Origin of the sequence: Nocardia amamiensis (genome assembly GCF_015477605.1) — a bacterium.
Lineage (GTDB): Bacteria > Actinomycetota > Actinomycetes > Mycobacteriales > Mycobacteriaceae > Nocardia > Nocardia amamiensis_A.
Map to the genome: position 1 here is coordinate 15,478 of NZ_JADLQX010000044.1, position 18,244 is coordinate 33,721.

16 protein-coding genes are annotated in these 18,244 nt (G+C 67.7%); all 16 read right to left on the reverse strand.

The annotated features are described in order from the left end of the window. Positions 1–4: 4 nt before the first annotated feature. On the reverse strand, positions 5–298 hold the full coding sequence (locus tag IU459_RS33675; protein WP_195133642.1) for a hypothetical protein: 294 nt from the start codon (positions 296–298) through the stop codon (positions 5–7). Further along, positions 295–987 carry a DUF6668 family protein gene (locus IU459_RS33680; RefSeq protein WP_228838888.1) on the reverse strand — a complete coding sequence of 231 codons (693 nt, stop codon included), beginning with the start codon at positions 985–987 and terminating at the stop codon, positions 295–297. The genes IU459_RS33675 and IU459_RS33680 overlap by 4 nt, the downstream gene beginning before the upstream one ends. Positions 988–999: 12 nt before the next feature. Beyond that, complete coding sequence (locus IU459_RS33685) at positions 1,000–1,779, reverse strand: hypothetical protein (RefSeq protein WP_195133643.1); 780 nt, start codon at positions 1,777–1,779, stop codon at positions 1,000–1,002. Between the two features lie 49 nt (positions 1,780–1,828). Continuing rightward, positions 1,829–3,376: a cutinase family protein gene (locus IU459_RS33690; protein WP_195133644.1), complete on the reverse strand. Its 1,548-nt coding sequence runs from the start codon at positions 3,374–3,376 to the stop codon at positions 1,829–1,831. Beyond that, positions 3,373–4,320 carry a hypothetical protein gene (locus IU459_RS33695; protein WP_195133645.1) on the reverse strand — a complete coding sequence of 316 codons (948 nt, stop codon included), beginning with the start codon at positions 4,318–4,320 and terminating at the stop codon, positions 3,373–3,375. Before IU459_RS33695 ends, IU459_RS33690 begins: the two co-directional genes overlap by 4 nt. Before the next feature lie 175 nt (positions 4,321–4,495). Beyond that, complete coding sequence (locus tag IU459_RS33700; RefSeq protein ID WP_195133646.1) at positions 4,496–4,858, reverse strand: hypothetical protein; 363 nt, start codon at positions 4,856–4,858, stop codon at positions 4,496–4,498. Positions 4,859–6,299: 1,441 nt separating this feature from the next. Continuing rightward, a complete protein-coding gene (locus IU459_RS39870) occupies positions 6,300–8,171 on the reverse strand; it encodes an acyl-CoA dehydrogenase family protein (protein WP_195133647.1) in 1,872 nt (623 codons plus the stop codon). Next, on the reverse strand, positions 8,168–9,757 hold the full coding sequence (locus tag IU459_RS33710) for a flavin-containing monooxygenase (protein ID WP_195133648.1): 1,590 nt from the start codon (positions 9,755–9,757) through the stop codon (positions 8,168–8,170). The genes IU459_RS39870 and IU459_RS33710 overlap by 4 nt, the downstream gene beginning before the upstream one ends. A gap of 233 nt (positions 9,758–9,990) precedes the next feature. Then, complete coding sequence (locus IU459_RS33715) at positions 9,991–11,343, reverse strand: class I SAM-dependent methyltransferase (RefSeq protein ID WP_195133649.1); 1,353 nt, start codon at positions 11,341–11,343, stop codon at positions 9,991–9,993. Further along, positions 11,340–12,497: a GAF domain-containing protein gene (locus IU459_RS33720; protein WP_195133650.1), complete on the reverse strand. Its 1,158-nt coding sequence runs from the start codon at positions 12,495–12,497 to the stop codon at positions 11,340–11,342. Before IU459_RS33720 ends, IU459_RS33715 begins: the two co-directional genes overlap by 4 nt. 139 nt (positions 12,498–12,636) lie before the next feature. After that, positions 12,637–12,783 carry a hypothetical protein gene (locus IU459_RS33725; protein ID WP_195133651.1) on the reverse strand — a complete coding sequence of 49 codons (147 nt, stop codon included), beginning with the start codon at positions 12,781–12,783 and terminating at the stop codon, positions 12,637–12,639. Then, on the reverse strand, positions 12,780–13,055 hold the full coding sequence (locus tag IU459_RS33730; RefSeq protein WP_195133652.1) for a hypothetical protein: 276 nt from the start codon (positions 13,053–13,055) through the stop codon (positions 12,780–12,782). The genes IU459_RS33725 and IU459_RS33730 overlap by 4 nt, the downstream gene beginning before the upstream one ends. Continuing rightward, positions 13,055–13,522, reverse strand: coding sequence for a hypothetical protein (locus IU459_RS33735; protein ID WP_195133653.1), 468 nt, complete (start codon positions 13,520–13,522; stop codon positions 13,055–13,057). Before IU459_RS33735 ends, IU459_RS33730 begins: the two co-directional genes overlap by 1 nt. A gap of 4 nt (positions 13,523–13,526) precedes the next feature. Beyond that, a complete protein-coding gene (locus IU459_RS33740; RefSeq protein WP_195133654.1) occupies positions 13,527–14,522 on the reverse strand; it encodes a hypothetical protein in 996 nt (331 codons plus the stop codon). After that, positions 14,519–15,715 (reverse strand): cutinase family protein, encoded by a 1,197-nt coding sequence (locus IU459_RS33745; protein WP_324199129.1) that lies wholly within the window; start codon positions 15,713–15,715, stop codon positions 14,519–14,521. Before IU459_RS33745 ends, IU459_RS33740 begins: the two co-directional genes overlap by 4 nt. Positions 15,716–17,155: 1,440 nt before the next feature. Beyond that, on the reverse strand, positions 17,156–17,968 hold the full coding sequence (locus IU459_RS33750; protein WP_195133655.1) for a class I SAM-dependent methyltransferase: 813 nt from the start codon (positions 17,966–17,968) through the stop codon (positions 17,156–17,158). Positions 17,969–18,244 lie beyond the last annotated feature (276 nt).

The window sequence follows — 18,244 nt, forward strand, 5'->3', positions numbered from 1 at the left end:
GCCGTTAGCCCTGAGCGATGATCTGGTTCATGATGGTTCCGGCGCTGGTGGCGACGATGCCGCCGATCAGCGCGCCGACGACCATCTTCGGGGACTCGAGCATGCCGCCGTGCCACTTCTCCCACGCGAAACGGCCACCGGCGAAGATGATCGCGCTCACCCCCGACAGCAGCACGAACCACATCAGCCACCGCACCAACATCTTCAAGCCTTCTGTGCCGGGCGGTGCTTCGGGGGCGAAGTTCTCGGTTTGGGCAAGCACGATGGTGTGCTCGGCGGCGGCCAGGACCCAGCTCATGATCCTTCTCCTGTCTGTGTGGTCGCGGTGTGATGAAGGCTGGTGATCGCGTCGATCACCTCGCGCCCGAGCTCGCGGACATCCGCCGGTGGGGTGGTGAGCGCGTCGACGCGGTGTTTTGAGTCCGGGGGTTGGTCGCCGGGGGTCCACACCGGCAGCGCGTCGTGACCGGCGAGTGTCCATTCCTCGTGCCAGTCCAGGTGCCAGACGTGCTCGACCAGTCCGCTGTAGAGGTCGCGGTCGCGGCGGATCTGCGCCGGGAGACGACCGGGCCGCGCAGCGACCGTCACCAGCCCCACCACGCTGCCCTCGCCTGCCAAGCCCGCATGATGCTGACGCAGCAACGCATCCGCGGCCGCCAACCCCGACACGGTCGCGCGTGCCACCACCAGCACATACGGCGACTCCCGACCGATCGGGGCAGGCCAGCGGCGATGGCAATCCGCAGCCGGTGCCAGCAGCCGCTCCAGGCTCGTGGTCCCGGCACCACCGTGCGCGCCCAACAACCACAGCAGCGGCGGACGCCCCTCCGGTACCACATTGGGGCGCACCGGAACCGGGCGATCCCACACCGGAGCCTGCAGTGCGCGCGGCGGAGCGACGACCGCCCGCGCCGACGGTGTGCGTGCATGACCCGTACCCGCGATAGTGGGGCGGTTGTGGTTGGTGGAGCGGGTGATGATGTCCATCGCGGCCGCCCCTCACGCCGGTTCCACCGCGACCACAAGGGTGCGGTTGTCGCGGCTGGTGGTCGAGATGAATTGGCGGTGAACAACTCTGGAGTCGTTGGGCCATCGCTCGGTCACGGTGACCGCCCACCGATCCGGACCGGCGGGGATGATGTCCACGCAATGGGTGGTGCCGGTCGGGATGGCGTCGATTCCGGCTTGGATCTCCGCGTCACTGCCGAAACGCCCGTCCGGCGCCAGCAACGTCCGCACCGCCGTGGCGTCGCGTCGGGTGTAGTACGCGTACTCCAGCGCCAGAATCACCTCCGGCCCTGACGCGGCCGATCCCGCGCTGTTGCCACTGACCCGCTCCGGGCCGAATCGGCTCTCACACCAGGCCACCGGCACGGTCGAAGACGTAGGTGGCAGCGCGGTCGCCGGTGCGGGAGAACCGGTTGAAGGCGCCGATGCCGTCGGGGGCGAGGGCTGGGCAGGCCACACCCACACAACGGCGGACACGGTGGCGGCCACACCGATCATCGACAGCAGGCCGACCACCGCCCCCCGCCGCGGGCGCGATGCTATGTGGCGCTGACGGATCGGCGGTTCCTGCACACCAGCGGGCTGCTCGGTCGGCTCGGCCGGGTGCGCGGCGGCGGGGTGAGGCAGCCACGTGGTGTAGTCCGGCCGGGCCGCGCCTGCGCGGACGAACGCCTGGCGGGACAGGGCGTCCAGATCGGTCGGCTCAGGCCATTCGGCCGACGGTGCGGAGTACACGTCGGGGACGGCGAATTCGCTGGTGTCGTCGGTCAACGGTCCTCCTTCCGTCTGATCACGTACGCGACCGCGCGCCGGGACTGCTTTACGGTGTCGGCTGCGGGCGTGGGGGCCAGGTTTCGAACAGCCCTCCCCCGTTCGGTGTCTGACTCCTCGCCGGTGTGGGCGTGGCGGTGGTCGAGGTTCCGGCCGCAGGTGTCGGCGTGGACGAGCGCGGCGTGCTCGGTGCCGGTTTGGTGGCGGTGAGGTCGTGGGCGAGGGCGCTGAACCAGTCGGCGGTGAACTGCACGGGGGTGGCGCCGTCGGCGGCGACCGGGTGGGCGGTGTAGGCGCCGCGGCTGGTGATCGCGTCGCTGTATTTCACCCCGGTCGTGGTGTCCACCAGGCCGGTGTTCTCGGCGACGTTGGATACCACTGCTTCGAATGCCTGATTGACCAGCCGCGACACCGTGGTCGGGGGCACCAGTTGCGGCAGCGCGCCCAGCAGCTTCTGCCCCAGCACCGCCAAACCGGCGGCTGGATTCGCCAACCCGGCAGCAGCGATCTCGGCGATGTTGGTGGGTGTGATGACCGCTTTGGCCACCGTGATCACCGAATTCAACGCGATCGTGCCGACTTTCAGTACCGCTTTCAACACGTCGTTGATCTGCAACGGGGTACGCGGGTCAGACGCCTCCGCCATACGCGCCGACAGCGACGTCCTGGTCGACAGTGACAGCGAGGCAAGGGAATTGCCGTGGATGTCGTTGTTCACCACGTTGGTCACGGTCTTGATGGCGGTGAACGCCAACGCCTGGGTCACCGACGCCAGAGCCCGCAGCGGGTCACCGCCGGACTGATCGGCCGCGGCGACGATATTGGAGACCACTCGCAGGATCGGTGCCTGCTCCGGGGTGTCGCACGCCAGATCCCCGGCGATGCAGAAACTCGCCACCCGCCCGGCCAAGGCACCGAAATCCGTGGGCGCACCGCGCTGGGGGCCGATCCCGCCGCCGGTCAACGGCTGCTGCGCCAACGCCTGCATCCGCGCCACCGCACCGCCCGATGTCCCTGGCGCTGCGTCCGGAACCGTCTTGCCGGGCCGGCCGGGAAACAGCGCTGCCGCAGGGTTTCGGCTCGGGTCACCGAACAGCGCCACCCCCGCCACCTGATCGGCCGGGACCCCGCCGGCGCCGCGCGCGACCAGTTGCGCGAACTGCGACGCGACCTGCGCTCCTTGCCCAGCCCCGGCTACCGCGACCTGACCTTCTGGGCAGCGCGCCACGAAATCCGACGCCGTCTGCGACAACGCCGCCACCGCGTCTTCGATACCGCGCGAATACGCCGTGCCGCCTGCACCGGCCCCACCGGCAGCGGCCGGGTCGAGAGCCAACGGCACATACAACCGCTGCACCGATCCCTGCGGAGCGTCGGCCAGCATCGGCCGAAACACTTGCCCCAACACCCCGGAGTCGGTGTCGGGTGCCGCGTCCGCCGCAGCTTGCCCCGCACCTTGCACACCGAGCACCAGCAACGCAGCACAATCCTGACCGGTCGCCGGTTGCGCCGCGGCGACCGGAACGCCAGCCACCACCGCGGTGCTGGCCACACCGACGGCGGCGGCCGCCAGCAGCCGCCGCGGCAGCGTACTCACGCGCACTCCTCGCCAGTTTCTGCGGGAGCTTCCTCGTCGGTGGCCGCGATGTCGGGTTCCGGCTCCGGCTCAGTGGGGACATCCGGGCTGTCTTCCGGTGTCTGGTCCTCAGGCTGCTGGGCCGGATCGAGATGGGTGTCCGAGCCCAGGGCCGCGGCAGCGGCCGCGCCGACACCCGCGCCGACGACGCCCGCGGCGACGGTCGCGGGAATCCCCACCACCGCAGCGCCGGTCATGCATCCGACAACACCGCCGACGAACGCACCCAGCGGCGCCGCGACTCCCGCCGACACGGCGCCGCCGATCACACCGCCCGCGACACCGCCGACCACCATGCCCGCCGCGCAGCCCGCCAAACCGCCGACGAACCCGCCCGCGCCGGCGCCGACACTCCAACCAGCGACACCACCGACCATCGTCGCGGCCGCGCGCCGGTCGGACTGATCGATCGGCAACCCGGCCGCGTCGAATCCGGCCGCGATCCACCACTCGGCGGTGTCGGCCAGATCCTGCGCCACAGCCTGCGCCTCCGGCGGAACCCAATCCGGCACCACCACCGTGTCGGTTCCGAACCGCATCGTCCGCATCGTCCGCGGCGGCGGAGGAGGCGGCGGACCCGGCTCGGTGGCGGGGGCTTCCTCGGCCTGCTGCGCCTGGGCCTCGTCATCCGCTTCGGGTGCCGGCGCAGGCGGCCGCGTCGTGACCACCGGTTGCGTCTGTTGACTCGGGCGCGGCCGGGCGGGTTTGGGCAGCAGATCGACAACCGTCGGGGTGTCCTCCGGCGGCGCAGGAGGCGGTGGCGGCGGGGGTGTCGTGCTCAAACCGGGCTGTCCTTGTCCTGGCGACTCCAGACCCGGTTGGGCGGCATATGCCGGTCCCGCGGCGAGCGCGGCGACGACAGCTGTCGCCGCGAACGCCAGCATCGGCTTGCGTTGAATAGTCATAGGTTCCTCAGATCCTCGCTCCGGCTTCACCAGCACGAATCAGTCAGCGTGGGCAGATATTTGCGGGGGTCAGTCATGAGGCCGCGAGCTTGGTGTCGGCCGCCAACACAGTGACCGTGTGGGAAGGAGACGAACTGGCCTCGCTGTCCTCGACTGCGACGCACGGCCTGCGGGTTCACCGCCCGCCTCCCAGTGACAGCGGCGGCCATCCGAGGAAATGGCCGAGGAAACCAGCGAATGCCTCGACCATCGAGGTGATCGCGCCGACGATGCTATGTGCGATGTCGGGCATCGGATCGGGCATCGGCGCGGGGAGGGGAACTGCTTCAGCCGCAGTAGCCTGCGATGACGCCACTGCTGGTTCCGAAGCCAGCACCTGCGTGCTGCCCGCCGGCACCGTGAGGTGATATCCGCTCACCGGCGTCGAGCCCTGTCCAGGATCGGCAGTGCCGACTCCGCTCAACGCGACGGACATACCCACCGGCAGCGCACCGAGCAACACAGCTCGCCGGAGGCGACCTCGCTTACGCTGGTCCATTGTCTGACACTCCTCATTCGATGAGTCTTGTGAACGCCACAGCGACCGCGCTCGACTGGAACGCGAACGGGGTAATCCGCGGTCCCGGCGACAACTGCCAGGCATCGGCAACCGACACCCCTGCACCGCGTGGAATTCACTCGATACGGGAAAGCCGCTCGACCTCATCGACCGCGAGCCGAGAGTGAAACGACGCTGCATCCAGTTCCGCCACCAGCGAGATACCGGGAAACCCATCGAAAAAGGGCGCACTCGTACTGTATGCCCATCAGCCGTTCACCGCAATAACGAATGGCCGCAGAACGGTGATCGTTTGGCTGCTCTGGTATTTGCGCAATCGAGCATCGAACACCGAGAACCGTCATCGTATGCCTGCGGTTGATGAACCGTATCGACTCCCACTTCGAAACACACCCGCGCTGGGTGACATTTTCAGATGAAACGAAAGCCGCTAAAGACACCCAAAGCGGGTGTGCTTCAGGCATTGACACACCGCTATCAGCGCGGAGTACCGTGTGATACGGCAGAGCAATTCTTCTGCTGGCGAGAAATTCGAGACTCTAATTCGCCGGGCAATCCGGCCGATACCCGAGCAGAGTTCTCGACCGGCGCTGTCGCCTTCCCCCCAAAGAGACAGCGCCGGATCTGCGCTTACACATCAGACTTCGTCACCTCGACTGGTGTGTGTCGCCCCCACACCCGGCAGTCGTGAGCTGGTCGCTGCGGCCGCGGCGGAGTTTTGCAGCCGAGCTGGGACAGTCTCCCGGTTTCATCTGCTCACGCAGCGGTAGAGCCTGATCTCAGCCGTTACGCTGTAGCGACAGCACAATCACACCGGGCAGCACCAACGGGGCGGAGCTCGGTGTCACCACCAGGAGGGGACCCGGCCATGGAAGAAATAGACGGCGTCAGCGACAGCGACCTGGCGTACTTGGAGTCATTCCGGGTGCCTGGCCTACACCACACCTCGCCGCCGCTCGTCTACACCTGCCAGGACAGCGCCTGGATCCGTGCACAGGCTGCCGATGATGCTGTCCGGTTCCAGCAGTTATTTCCGCCGCTGCCGCCCCTTCGCCCGAGCAGTCGCCGACCGCGTGGCTGGCTGGAGCGGGCGAGGATGCGCTTTCAGCGGATTCGATCGAAGCGGACAGGCTTTCCTAACTAGTTACCGCTCGGGACCATTTGGAGCCGGTGGATTCGAGTTCGGCTTGTGTTGGTGGCGGGAGATTCTGCGCCGCAGCCGAACTCTGAGTTTCCGCCGCTTGCGTTGAGGGACCGCCGCTGTGGTGTGTTCTGCGGGGTGTCGCCGCCAGCCGATAAAAGACGCGGCTGTTGCATGGTCTGCGACAGTCTTGCTCCAGTTCCACATAGGACTCCTGATGGTTGGTCAGCGGCGAGGTCCGGGTGTGGCGATGTGGATGACGGTGCGCGGATTGCGGGTCTAGCGCGGGTGTCCTGTGGTGGTGTCGGCGAAGTCGGAGGTGTGCCAGCCCAGTTGTGTGGTCCAAGCGGTGATGTAGTCGGGTTGGTCGATGAGTGCTGGCAGGCGCGGGACGTCGAAACCTTCCAGCAGGGTTGTGCTCAGGTGGGGGGCGAGCGCGGTGTATCGGGTGGTGAGCTGGTGCTCGATGGCGGTGGCGCGTTTGGCTGGTAGCTGGTGGTGGGCGGCGTACCAGCGGGCGTGGGTGTTGATGCGCTCGAGGGCATACACGGCGGCGAGGTCGGTGAGGATTGTTTTGGCTTGGGGCTCGTCGGTTTCGGCGGCGCACGCGAATAGCGCGTCGGCTGTCAGGCGGTCGGTGACCGCGATCGCGATTTCGGTGGCCGCGGAGTCGGGTCCGATCGCGGCGACTCCGGTGAGGGTTCCGGTTTTCGCGGCGGCGACGATGGCCTGTTCGCGTTCGTGGAGCATGGCGTTCCACCACGGCAGTCCATCAGGGGTGTCGAGGACCTGCAGCTGGGAGATGTCCATATGCCGGGGTGCGCGTCCGGCGGCGACGAGCGCGGGGGTGCGGCCGGTAGCCACCAGCAGCGCGGAGTTGGCTCCTTCGGCGGTGACCATCCCAGCGGCGCGCAGGGTGTAGTCACCGAGGTAGTTGAGCCCCGAAAGCCCTTGTGCGCCTGTGATTCTTCGGCAGATCTCCAGTACGTGGGCGGCGGTGTCGGTGGCCCGGGGTTTGGCCAGCATCGCCATGGGTGCGGCGGTGGGGTCGGGTTCGGTGCTGGTGAATCTCGCTCGGGTGAGGGTGGTCAGTGCGGTGGCAGCGGCGATCTGGGCTGCGCAGGAGATGAGGCTGCGCCGGATGCCGTCGCGCTCGCCGAGCAGCACACCGCCTGCGGTGCGGCGTTGGTGGGCGTAGCGGGTGGTGATGCACCAGCCGGCGCGCGCGCTGGCCAGTGCCGCACCGGCATACAGCGCGCGGCCGGTTTGCAGGGTGCCGATGCTGGCGTGGAAACGCTCGTGCCGGTTGAGCTCGCAGTGGAACTGGCCGTTTTCGTCGAAGCGACCCAGGTTCCCGCACAGCAGCGCGTCTTCGGGGAGTGGCTTTTCGCGGAACCGGAATCCGGCGTGGTCCATTTCCGGTCCACCGACCGACGGCGGCAGCGCCCGCAGTTCGATACCGTCGGTGAGGGTGCCGTCGGGGCCACGCAGGACGACCAGGAACGGCCACACGCCTTCGTCTACGCCGCTGACCAGCAGCCGGGCTAAGACCACACCGATCTTGGATACGGTCTCCTCAGCGATGTTCGGCAGGAATTTGATGCTGTCCGGGCTGGGGGTGTGCAGCAGAAACCGCCGCGGGCCCGGTTGCCAGATCGCCTGGGTCTGCACCCCGAGCAGGTCGGTGCCGTGGCCGAGTTCTGTGCCTGCGAACGCCCCGCTGGCGGTGCCGTCCTCGAGCGCGTCCAGGCAGGCACGCTGGTATGCGGTGCCGGTGCCGAGGTTCAGCACGGGTGTAATGCCGAGGTTGAAGCTGTGCAGGACGGTCAGCAGCCGCGGCGCTTCGATCGCGGAGTGATCGTAGATGGCGCACAACAAGTCGAAGTCGCGGGCGATGGCGGTGGCCGACCCTCCGAGCGCGGCGACGAGCTGGGCCATGAGCGTGTAGCCGTGGCGGGCGGTGTCGGTGTAGCTGCGGCCGGGGACCGGGAGGTCACCGAGGTTGTGGATGATGTCGCGGACGCGTTCCTTTTCGGGCAGGCCGGTTCCCGCGATGCGGTGTCGCAGCGCGGCGCTCGCCGGGCGGTGCACGGTGGTGGAATGCAGGGAACGCAGATAGGCTCGGCCGTCAGGCGGGGTTGTCGTGGTCACGGGTGGGTCCTCGATTCAGGTGATGATGTGGCCGTGGTGGGCGTCCCGGCGCTCGTGTTGCTGGCTTGTGGATGCGGGAGCCGGCATTCATGTCGCGGCGGTCGGCGTACCTGGCCGCCGACGCGGACGGGAACGAGGTCGAGCGCGGGATCGCGGCGGGTCATGCGCGCGTAGGCGCGGGCGGTCGACGGCCACGGGGCAGTGATACGCCCGGCGGTGTCCTTGTACCAGCTGGGGCAGCCCGCGGTGGGCCAGACCGTGCGGGCGAGCGCGGCGTGCAGCCACATCGTGTAGCGGCGCGTGGCTTGCTCACTGACCTCGAGCGCAGCCGCGCCGGACTGCTCGCGCAACCGGATCGCCGCCGTAATGTAATGCAGCTGACGTTCTTTCATGTCGATGCTGCTGCCGGCAGAGTTGAAGGTGTTGGGTCCGGCGAGGATGAACCAATCGGGGAAGCCGCGCACTGCCACACCGAGGAAGGTTCCACCACCGTCGGCCCAGTGCTGGTGCAGGAGCTGTCCGCCCCGGCCGGAGACAACCATCGGAGCCAGAAACTGTGTGGCGGTGAACCCCGTGGCATAGACGATCACGTCCGCGTCATGGATGATGTCGTCGGTGGTGCGGATCCCGGTGGCGGTGACACTGCGGATAGGTGTGGTGATCAGCTCGACGTTGTCTCTGCCGAAAGCCCGACAGTAGTTGCTGGACAGGAGAATTCGTTTCGCGCCGATCGGGTGGGTGGGAGTCAGCGCAGCCCGTAGCTGCCGGTCACGGACCTGCCAGAACAAGTGGGCGCGGGCGGCGAATTCGGCGGGGCGCGCCGACCAGCCGCCGGTCATGATCGGCGCCAGCACCAGATCCGCGGCGTAATAGACGGCCGCGCGATACACCGTGTGCGCCAGAGGTATTCGCTGCAAGAGCCAGCGGGTGGCACGCCCGAATCGGGCGCGGGGTTTGGGCAGCACCCACGTCGGGGTGCGTTGATAGACCTGCACCTGCGCCGCGGTGGCGGCCAGTTCTGGGATCAGCTGCACGGCGCTGGCGCCGGTGCCGATGACCGCGACCCGGCGGCCGGTCAGGTCTTGGCGGTGGTCCCATTGCGCGGAGTGGAACCAGGGGCCGGTGAAATCGTCGCGGCCGGGGATGTCGGGTAGATAGCGACGATGCAGCATTCCGGTGGCGCAGATGACGATCTCGGCGCGGATGATCTGTCCGGTGGCGGTGACGAGGGTCCAGCCGCCGTGGTCTTCGTCGAAAGAGGCTGACGCGATGGCGGTGTTGAACCGCAGATGCGGATCCAGCCCCTGGTCGTGGGCGACCTGGTGCAGGTAGTCGAGGGTGTCCGCGCCGCCGGGGTAGCGCACATCGCCGTGATAGGGTTGCGCGGTCAACGAATACAGATGTGCGGGGACATCGCAATTGCATCCCGGGTAAGTGTTTTCGCGCCAGACGCCGCCGAGATCGTGGGCTTCTTCGAATATCAGGAAATCGTTGATGTGTTCGCGCTTGAGCGCGATGCCCGCCGCCAACCCGCCGAACCCGGCGCCGATGACGGCGACCTTGATCTGTGTGTTTGTTGAATCCATGCTGTTGCCTCACCGCATCAGCTGTCGATACCCGCTCCAGCCGTGATCGATTGATGTGCTGTGTGACGGGAACACCCCGCACCCATGACCCCCGAATTAGCCTCGGACCGCCGCTGCGGCCGCGTCCGTGGGCATGATCACCAGCCTCCTCAAGGAGGATGCTGAGCGCGCGCTACCGGTGCTGGCGGGCATCGCGCCTAGCCCCCACCGCTGGGCCATACAAGAGTTCGCTGTCACAGGGTTGCCTTTCCGTTGCGGTCCCACCACTGGTTCAGCGGTATCGGGGTACCGGTGCGGTCGGGGCGCACCGCCAGCACCTGGTGGCATTGGACGTAGCCGCCTTCCATCCGCAGCCGTCCACCGGCGAACAACAGGGCATGCGCGCGGGCGGTGGGTGCACCGACCAGGGCGACGGCCTGGTCCCAGTGCGCGGCCAGCGCCGCGGACCAGTCGCGTAGCGTCAGCGCGTAGTGGCTGCGCAGATTCTCGGCGTGGATGACCTCGAGGCCTGCGTCGTGGATGCCGCTGATGATCCGGCCGGGGGCGGCGAGTTCGCCGTCGGGGAACAGGTACCGGTCAGTGAACGCGCTACCGCGGGCCGCGGCCCGGGTGTCGGGGCGGGTGACGCAGTGGTTGATCAGCCGTCCACCCGCAGCGAGCGTGCGGCGGATGAACCCGAAGTAGCGGCCGTACTCTGACAGACCGATGTGCTCGGTCACCCCCATCGAGGTGATCGCGTCGAACCCGACCTCGCGGATATCGCGGTAGTCGCCGTGGCGGACCTCCGCCAGCCCCGCCAGCCCTTCAGTGGTGATCGCTTCGCGCGCCCACTGTGCTTGTTCACGGGAGAGGGTGACTCCGAGGGCGTGCACGCCGCGACGCGCGCAGTAGCGCACGAATGACCCCCAGCCGCAACCGATATCCAGCACCCGATCCCCAGGGCGAAGCGCAAGCTTGTCGAAGATCAGCCGCATCTTGTTGTCTTGCGCCACATCCAGCGACGCGGACTCGTGGGGATACACCGCGCAGGTGTAGACCATGCTGGGACCCAGCAGCAGCCGGTAGAACGCGGCGGGCAGGTCGTAGTGATGAGCGACCGCGGCCGCATCGCGGGCGCGAGAATGCGCCGACCCCAGTATGTTTCGCCGCCACCGCGGCGGTGCCTCCAGTCCGGGCGGCGCGACGGGGATCAGGGTTCGCCAGCCGATACCCGCGGCGATCCGCGCCAGTTCCCGCGCGGGTGGTCGCGTGAATTTCAGGTCCCGCACCAGCACCGCCAGCAGCCGGTAGGGGTCGCCGTCGGGCACCCCCATCGGTCGCAGGTCGCCGGCGATGTAGGCGCGCACCAACCCCAGCTCCCCCGGCGCGGTCGCCAGATACGTCAACCCACGCGGATTGGCCAGATGCAGCCCGATCGAGGAGTCGGCGGGTCCGGTCGCTGACCCGTCGTAGGCGGTGATCCGCACCGGGAGCGGCCCGGCGGTGAACCGGGTCGCGATCTGAGCCACGCTCAACCCGGCATGCCGCCCCGACCGCAGCGGCGGTGGTGGTGTCGGCGCAGTGGTGTGGGTGTGATCGAGGCTCATGAGGCCTCCGACCGGGTGGGGCTCGCGGGCTGCTGATCCGGGTGGTGGCGCCGGGTCGGGCGTGCGCGCCGCGGTGACGGCAACCACACATCCAGCATCGCTTGCGGTGCATCGCCACGGGTCAGCACCGTCCAGCGGGCCTGGACCATCATCCAGTCCGCGTCGCCGGCCCAGCGCATCCGCCAGTGGCAGCGGGCAAATTCCACGCCGCCGAGCAGCTGTGCCCGCAGCACAGCCAACCCGCCGAGGTCCTCGGGATGGATGGTCGGGACCTCCTGCAGCCAACGATCCAGCGGCGGCGGTCCTTGGGAGATCCATTCGTGCACAAGCCCGGTCCGCAGATCCAGTAAACCGATCGCGTGCTGGACGGGGATGGGCACAGTACGGATCAGCCGTGTCGTCATTCCGGGGGCCGGTGGCGGATGCGCGGCACTGATGTCGGCCACGACCGCACGGACGGCGCGGTCACGGCCGACACCTGTGCCGTACGCGGCGATCGACAACTGCCGCCGCGCCTGACTCATCACTCCAGCAGTGACCGCTGTGCCCGACCATATCCGCGGCTCGCTGCTGTCGCCGAACAGCCGGAGAAACCCGGCCCGGTCGTCGAACCGCTCGACGTGCCGCATCAGATCCGGCAACGTGCGGGTGGCCGCACGTACGGAATCGCTGTCGAGCTGCCGCTCCAGCTCGGCGGTGGTGGACACGAACCCGCCGCCTGCCGCGGTCCAGATCAGCGCACCGACTTCCGGCCGCAGCGGCACCGCGCTACCACGCGGACCCGCCCACAACTGCACCGCCCACACCTGCTGCCTGGGCCCCAGCACGGGGACAGCGAACACGCGCATCCCCGCACCGGACGGGGTGTAGATCGACCGTACTTGCGGTTCGCGGCTGCTGACGGTCTGCTCGATGATCGCCGGGAGATGCTGCGCGACCGTGGCGCTGCCCGCCAGACGGGTGCGGGAGAGGCGAGTGAACCGTTTGGGATGCGCCCCCTCGGCCACCACCCACCGCGGCGCGCTCTCACCGAGGGTCTCCACCAGCACCCACGCCGCGCTCTCCCCCGCCGGTTGGCCACGCGGCACCGAATTCGTTGTCGGGGTGACAATGTCGGCTTCTGGGGCCTGATCGGGGCCATCCGGGATGCTCATCGGCGCCGGCTCCCGTGCAGACGAACGCGGTCGCGGGCTTCGGTGCGGGGTTGATGCCCGCCGGCAACGAGCGCCACATTCACCACCACGACCGTGCTTGCCGCGATCGCGCCTGGATACAGCACGCCGGGCACGCCCATCACGTCGTCACCTCGCCTCGAGGTGCCGTCCCGCGTGTCTCCGTGGGTACGGCAGCCGGGGGTGTCGAGGCGGCGACAGCGATCGCGCAGTTGATGCTCACCGCCGCGACCGGCAACGCGGCCAGAATCAGCACATCCGCACTCACCTGTTCACCCCCATCGGCACACCCGTCTCGGGCCACAGCAGGCAACCGATTCCGCCGACGCATCCGTTGCTCTCGTCGGGGACCGTGGCGGGCATGAGCATCACCGTGTCGGTTCGGCACCCCACCGGCTCGGCTGCCGGCGACCAGAACGCCGCCCACCCCACTGCGACCACCGCGACGACCGAAGCGACGGCGGCGAGCACACTCAGCGCCGTCCACCGTCGCCTCAACGGTGCAGCGGCGATACTCGGATCGGTAATCTCATCAGGCATTACGCTCTCCTGCTCTGGCTGGCGTTGCGGCGCGCACCGAGGATCGCGGTGAGCCGACCCCAGCGTCGCGGCGTTGTGCGGCGTGCCGGGGGCATGAGCCGATCACGGGCGTGGGTCAGACCCACCACGGCGGCGCCGTCGTCGAGGCTGGAAATGTGGACGGCCATCAGGTCGGTGATCCCGGCGGCCGACAGCTGCGCCTGTAGCGCGTCCAAGTGGGTCAGGATCGGACCCAGAGCCCGCGGGGTCCCGACCACGATCACCACCGCCGTGCTCGCCTGCCGCGCGGCCGCGGTGATCGCGGAGAACTCCAGCTCGCCACCGGCCTGCCACAGCACCGCCACCGAGCGACCCTCACGCAACAGAACGATCACAACACCACCGGCGCTGGCCTGCGCGGCGTCGATCACCGCGCGCGCGGAGTGCACCGCGGCTGCGATCGTGTCGGTCCCGTGGTAGCCGGACATCGCACTACCCGACCGAACCGTCGTCCTCGCGCGGCAGCGAATCGAGCTGCTCGTGCAGTTGGCGTTCGACGTCGTGCAGCGGCGTCAGCGCTTTCTCCGTCAGTCTTATCGCGCCGCCCAGCCAGCCGCGACGGCGATAGCTCTTCGCGATACTCATCACCGATGCGGTGAGCTTCCCGGCCAGCAGCGCCTCGCACTCCACATCGCGCGCGCGACTGGACTGCTGGGCCAGCACATAGGCTGTGCGCGCCAAACCCGGCGCGGGAACCTCACCGTGTTGCGGGCGACGACGGGCACCTGCCATCCACGCCGAATGCGCCAGCTGCTCCGACGCGGCAGCCAACGGGCCACCGGAGCCGGGTTCGGTGCGCAACGACCAGATCGCCAGCACCCCGGCGACCCGTCCCGCTGCCCACTGCCAGCTGTGATGGTCCCAGTCATCCAGCCCCTGCAGCCAGTCGTGGAAGGCCGAGGCATCCGCGACCGCGCGCCGCCACATCACCGCAGAGGTCAACACCACCGATTCCCGCTGCCACCGGCCGAGGATGCCGACCTGCCGCCACTCGGCCGAGGCCTCCAGCCGAGCCTGATCACTGGTGTCCCATTCCAGGCGCAACTCGGCGAGCAGGCAATCCGAGCCGAGTTCGCGATCAGAGACTTCCGGGCCCATGTGCGCGGTCCGCGGATCCCGCAACCCATACCCGACGACACTGTTATCCACCGCGCTCAGCCGGGGTTGCAGCATCACCTTCGGGGTCCGCAGCCGGCGCGCGAACTCGGCCTCCGAGCAGCTGGCGGCGGCCGCGGCCCGAACGATCCGGCGGATCAGATCGAATTCACCCGCCAAGCTCTCACGGCGTTCGATCCCGGCCAGCCCGTCCTCCGCGACAGGCAGATCCGCGGCGGGCAAACCCCACGTGGGCATCCCGTACAGGTCCAGCCAACCGCGCGTCGAGCGACCCTGATTCTGGTTGTGCGGTTGATCGCCGTGGGCACTCATTGACCGGTCTCCGACAGGTCATGCGAGAGCGCGGCGAGCCAGTCCGCCGCCGCTTCGGTCTGTCCGTTGGCTGCGTATCCGGTGTGGGCGACGGGGACCGTCGCGTAATGCGCCCACGTGGCGGGGTTGAGCAGGTCCGCGTTGGCGGCAAGTTCCGCACCGATCGCAGCGCCGATCTGTCCGGCCAGACGGGGAATCTGCCCCAGCGGGTCCGCGGCGATCGCTGCGACGATTTGCGCCACCTTCTCCGCTGCGGCCTGCGTCTGCTCCGGTGACGCGGCGGGCGTGCGCGGATCGGCGGCATCGGCCAGCCGCTGCGAAACCGTCTCCGCCGGTGCGTAATTCACCTGGCCGTTTTCGACACTTACGTCCGAGAGCACCACCGTGTTGCTGGCCTCAGTCACTGTCTGGCCCCAGGCACCTGCCAGGCTCGAGGCAGCAGTCAGCGGATCACGCAGGTCCGCCTGGGCGGCGAGCCCTGCAGCGGTGCGCAGCGCAGCCGCGTGACCGGGTGCGTCACACGCCAGATCACCGGAAGCGCAGAACTCGCCTACCCTCCCTGCCAAGTCACCGAAATCAGTGCCGTTATCGGCGATGCCACCGCTGGCCGGCACCGGCGCCAGCCGCACCTGCGAAGTGTGCGCACCGTCGGTGCCCGGGGGCGCGCTCGGCGACACCTGCCCCGGCCGGCCCGGAAGCTGCTGACCCCCGGCAGGCCGGGTCGGATCACTCAGCAACGCGACCCCGGCAACCCGATCTGCAGGCACCGGACCGACACCCGCGCCGACGTCTCGTGCGAACTCCGAGATCACGGCCGCCCCACCGGAGAACCCTGCCGCGCCGATCTGCGTGTGCGGGCATTGGGCAACAACCTCGGCGGCGGTGGCATCCAAGCGGGCACGCGCCTGGTCCGTCGACGCCGCAAACGGGTCGACCCCCGGCCCGGTGCCGATCACACCACCGAAACTCGCTGGGTAGGGAATGAGGACCCGATCCACGCTCGCGCCCTCGGCGAGCATTGGGCCGAATACATGGCCGAGCATCCCGGAATCGACACTCGGGGACGCTGTCGGCGAGGACTCCGAGGTCCCCTGCACACCCAACACCAGCAGCGCCGGACAGCCCGGCAACGGCACAGGCTCTTCTGCGGCCGCCGTTCCCGCGCCGGTCGCCATGACCGCCGCAGTCGTCACCGCGACCGCACCCCATGCGCCAGCCCGGGCGCTCCTACGACGGCGCCGATGCCTGCTCACGCGCCCACCCCCACACCAACGCTGCGGGCATCGCCGACTAGCGCAGCAGCACCAGCAGAGCAATCCATCCCACGCGCCGCCGGCATCAGGCCATGAACGCCAGCCAGCATCTTCCAGCCAGATCGAGCAAACAAGCGTCGCAACACAATTCCTCTTTCGAAAGCCACAAGCATTGGTGGCGGGATCTACGCCGCATGTGTGATGACGTCTTCGCGGGTTCCCGGGCTCATCGTCGAGCCCGGAAACCCGTGAGGACGCCCGAGACCCGGACCGCAGCGGCAAACGACCAGATCCCGTCTGACCGTCAGACCGGCAAGCCGAATGACCGCAGCAGGTTCAGCCCCCCGATGAGGATCTGTATGCCGTTGTTGACGATGCTGGAAACGGTGTAGGCGAGCCCGAGAATGTCCATGAGTTAGGATTTCCTTTCTTTACTGACGCACGACCATCCGCGTATCAGTCCTGAAGGCCCGAAAGTAAAAGGCTGCGTTTCATATCGGGCCGTCTTCTATTTGTCGCCAACCGCAGGCGCGATCGAAACAGTCGGTACCCGCGCAGAACGCAACCCAGCACGACATACACGACTTCCCCACCGCCCCCGGCGAATTGGCAGCCCTACACATCCCTGCACAGATGCGATATCACGTGACCGAGGCCACTGCAATATTCGATCAGATGCTGAATGTTTGAACTACTAGCAGTCTTCGGCAGCAAGATGTGTGTGTCAACGCTGTTTTGGTACCCACTTTGTACACATTTTGTCGAATTGCACCCGCACCGTCCGCGCCGCCGACAGATCCCGGGAAAAGTCACCCACGCTGGGTACCTTTTTCATCGCAAATGGCCCACGGTCGGGTAATCGCGTAGTACGAGCACGTTCTGCACTCACCGTCACCGAAGTAGCCGCATGCGGGTAGGCAAATCGCGCGACAGCGATCATCACTGGCGTACACCAGTAGCCGGACCGGCAGGAGCAGCGCGCGGCGTACCGCTACATCGGCGCGGCGTCGGAGGAGGATTCAGGTCTTGCTGGTGCCATCGGTGGGTCGGCCCGCCTACCGTCGGCGGCCGCTACAACCTAGTCGACGACCGTACGGACCTTTGGAGACTGCCATCACGCCACAAACAGATGGATCTGCACTCGGTGAAAGTGCGCTGCCATGATCGCGTAGACGACCGACGGCCGAGGCGAACGGCCGCCATGACGGCACAGTCACCCTGACGGCGCGACTGGCACGGAAGCCCGAAGAAGGCCCACTCGCATCTGCGGCCGTACCACGAATGCAACAACTTCGCAGACTTACCCTGCTCGCCATGCCGTTGCCAACGTCCATGGGTAGCGACGCTAGTCCGCGGTGATGAGATGGGCAGTGGACAATGTCACGCCGTGCCGCAATGAACCAGGTGCGGTCCCGCATTCGATGCGGGAGCGTCTGTCGGGACACCGTAGAACGTGAGCAGCTCTGTCGCGGAGCGGTCTTCGACACGGCTGTAGCCGACGGACACCAAGCTGTCGCGGACTTCGTCCGAGGTGAAAAACGTAAGCCACGGCTCGCCTGCCTCGGCGACTCGATTGGCGCGTGCTTGTAGCTGTGCGGCCGTAGGATCGTGCGGTGTCGCGGCGATAGGGTAGAAGTAGTCGAAGACCAGCTCAGACTTGCCGTGGCTGGCGATGTAACGGAGGGTACCGTCGACTGACGCTCGAGTCAGGTACACAGCAACGCCGAGCCAGACGTACACCGCGCTGCGATTGCTGTCCAGCCCTGCACCTGCCAATCCGGCTGCCAGCGTTGTATTCTCGAAATCAGCCGGAACGAAGGTTAGCGCGTCCGGGATCGCGATCCCGGCCTGTGACAGTCGACGCCGCTTCCACTCCTGGGTAGTTGGGTGATCAACTTCGTAAAATTGCACATTCGTGTTGGAATGGCGGTAGGCGGTGGTGTCAAGCCCCGCGCCAAGGATCACGACCTGATCCGTGCCCCGAACGATTGCGGCCGCGACGGTGTCATCGGCGAATCGACTGCGCGCTGCGATGAACAATCGCCGGTGACGAACCAGTTCTGGGTCGAGACCGTGGTCGACATAGGTTTCGGTCATGACGGACTCGCCGAGGATCGGTATGGCGAACGGATCGGTGAATACCCGTGGCTCCTCGGCAATCTGATGGTATGCACGTGCGTGCGCTACCGCCATGGCAGTTCTACTCGGTCGTCCGGCCTGCATCCTTACCCTCCCAGTGCTCGATGGCCTCGCAGCTCAGCTGTTATGACACAACCGATCCGTCCTGGCCCAGACAACCAGTAGCGCCGTCGGCGCCCGGTGCAGGGAGCGAGGTCGTCACACCAACTACTTCGCGACGACCACTATCGTCCTCAGCTCAAGCGCCCAGCAACTTATCGACGCGGACCAGCGACACATTGCCATAGCCGTCGCCTCCACAGGAATAGAGAATTACCGACGGTTGTACCT

What these genes read in the sequence shown, in the direction of transcription:
- IU459_RS33675 (WP_195133642.1), bottom strand. Translation starts at nt 298, where the DNA reads ATGAGCTGGGTCCTGGCCGCCGCCGAGCACACCATCGTGCTTGCCCAA.
- IU459_RS33680 (WP_228838888.1), bottom strand. Translation starts at nt 987, where the DNA reads ATGGACATCATCACCCGCTCCACCAACCACAACCGCCCCACTATCGCG.
- IU459_RS33695 (WP_195133645.1), bottom strand. Translation starts at nt 4,320, where the DNA reads ATGACTATTCAACGCAAGCCGATGCTGGCGTTCGCGGCGACAGCTGTC.
- IU459_RS33700 (WP_195133646.1), bottom strand. Translation starts at nt 4,858, where the DNA reads ATGGACCAGCGTAAGCGAGGTCGCCTCCGGCGAGCTGTGTTGCTCGGT.
- IU459_RS33710 (WP_195133648.1), bottom strand. Translation starts at nt 9,757, where the DNA reads ATGGATTCAACAAACACACAGATCAAGGTCGCCGTCATCGGCGCCGGG.
- IU459_RS33715 (WP_195133649.1), bottom strand. Translation starts at nt 11,343, where the DNA reads ATGAGCCTCGATCACACCCACACCACTGCGCCGACACCACCACCGCCG.
- IU459_RS33720 (WP_195133650.1), bottom strand. Translation starts at nt 12,497, where the DNA reads ATGAGCATCCCGGATGGCCCCGATCAGGCCCCAGAAGCCGACATTGTC.
- IU459_RS33730 (WP_195133652.1), bottom strand. Translation starts at nt 13,055, where the DNA reads ATGCCTGATGAGATTACCGATCCGAGTATCGCCGCTGCACCGTTGAGG.
- IU459_RS33735 (WP_195133653.1), bottom strand. Translation starts at nt 13,522, where the DNA reads ATGTCCGGCTACCACGGGACCGACACGATCGCAGCCGCGGTGCACTCC.
- IU459_RS33740 (WP_195133654.1), bottom strand. Translation starts at nt 14,522, where the DNA reads ATGAGTGCCCACGGCGATCAACCGCACAACCAGAATCAGGGTCGCTCG.
- IU459_RS33750 (WP_195133655.1), bottom strand. Translation starts at nt 17,968, where the DNA reads ATGGCGGTAGCGCACGCACGTGCATACCATCAGATTGCCGAGGAGCCA.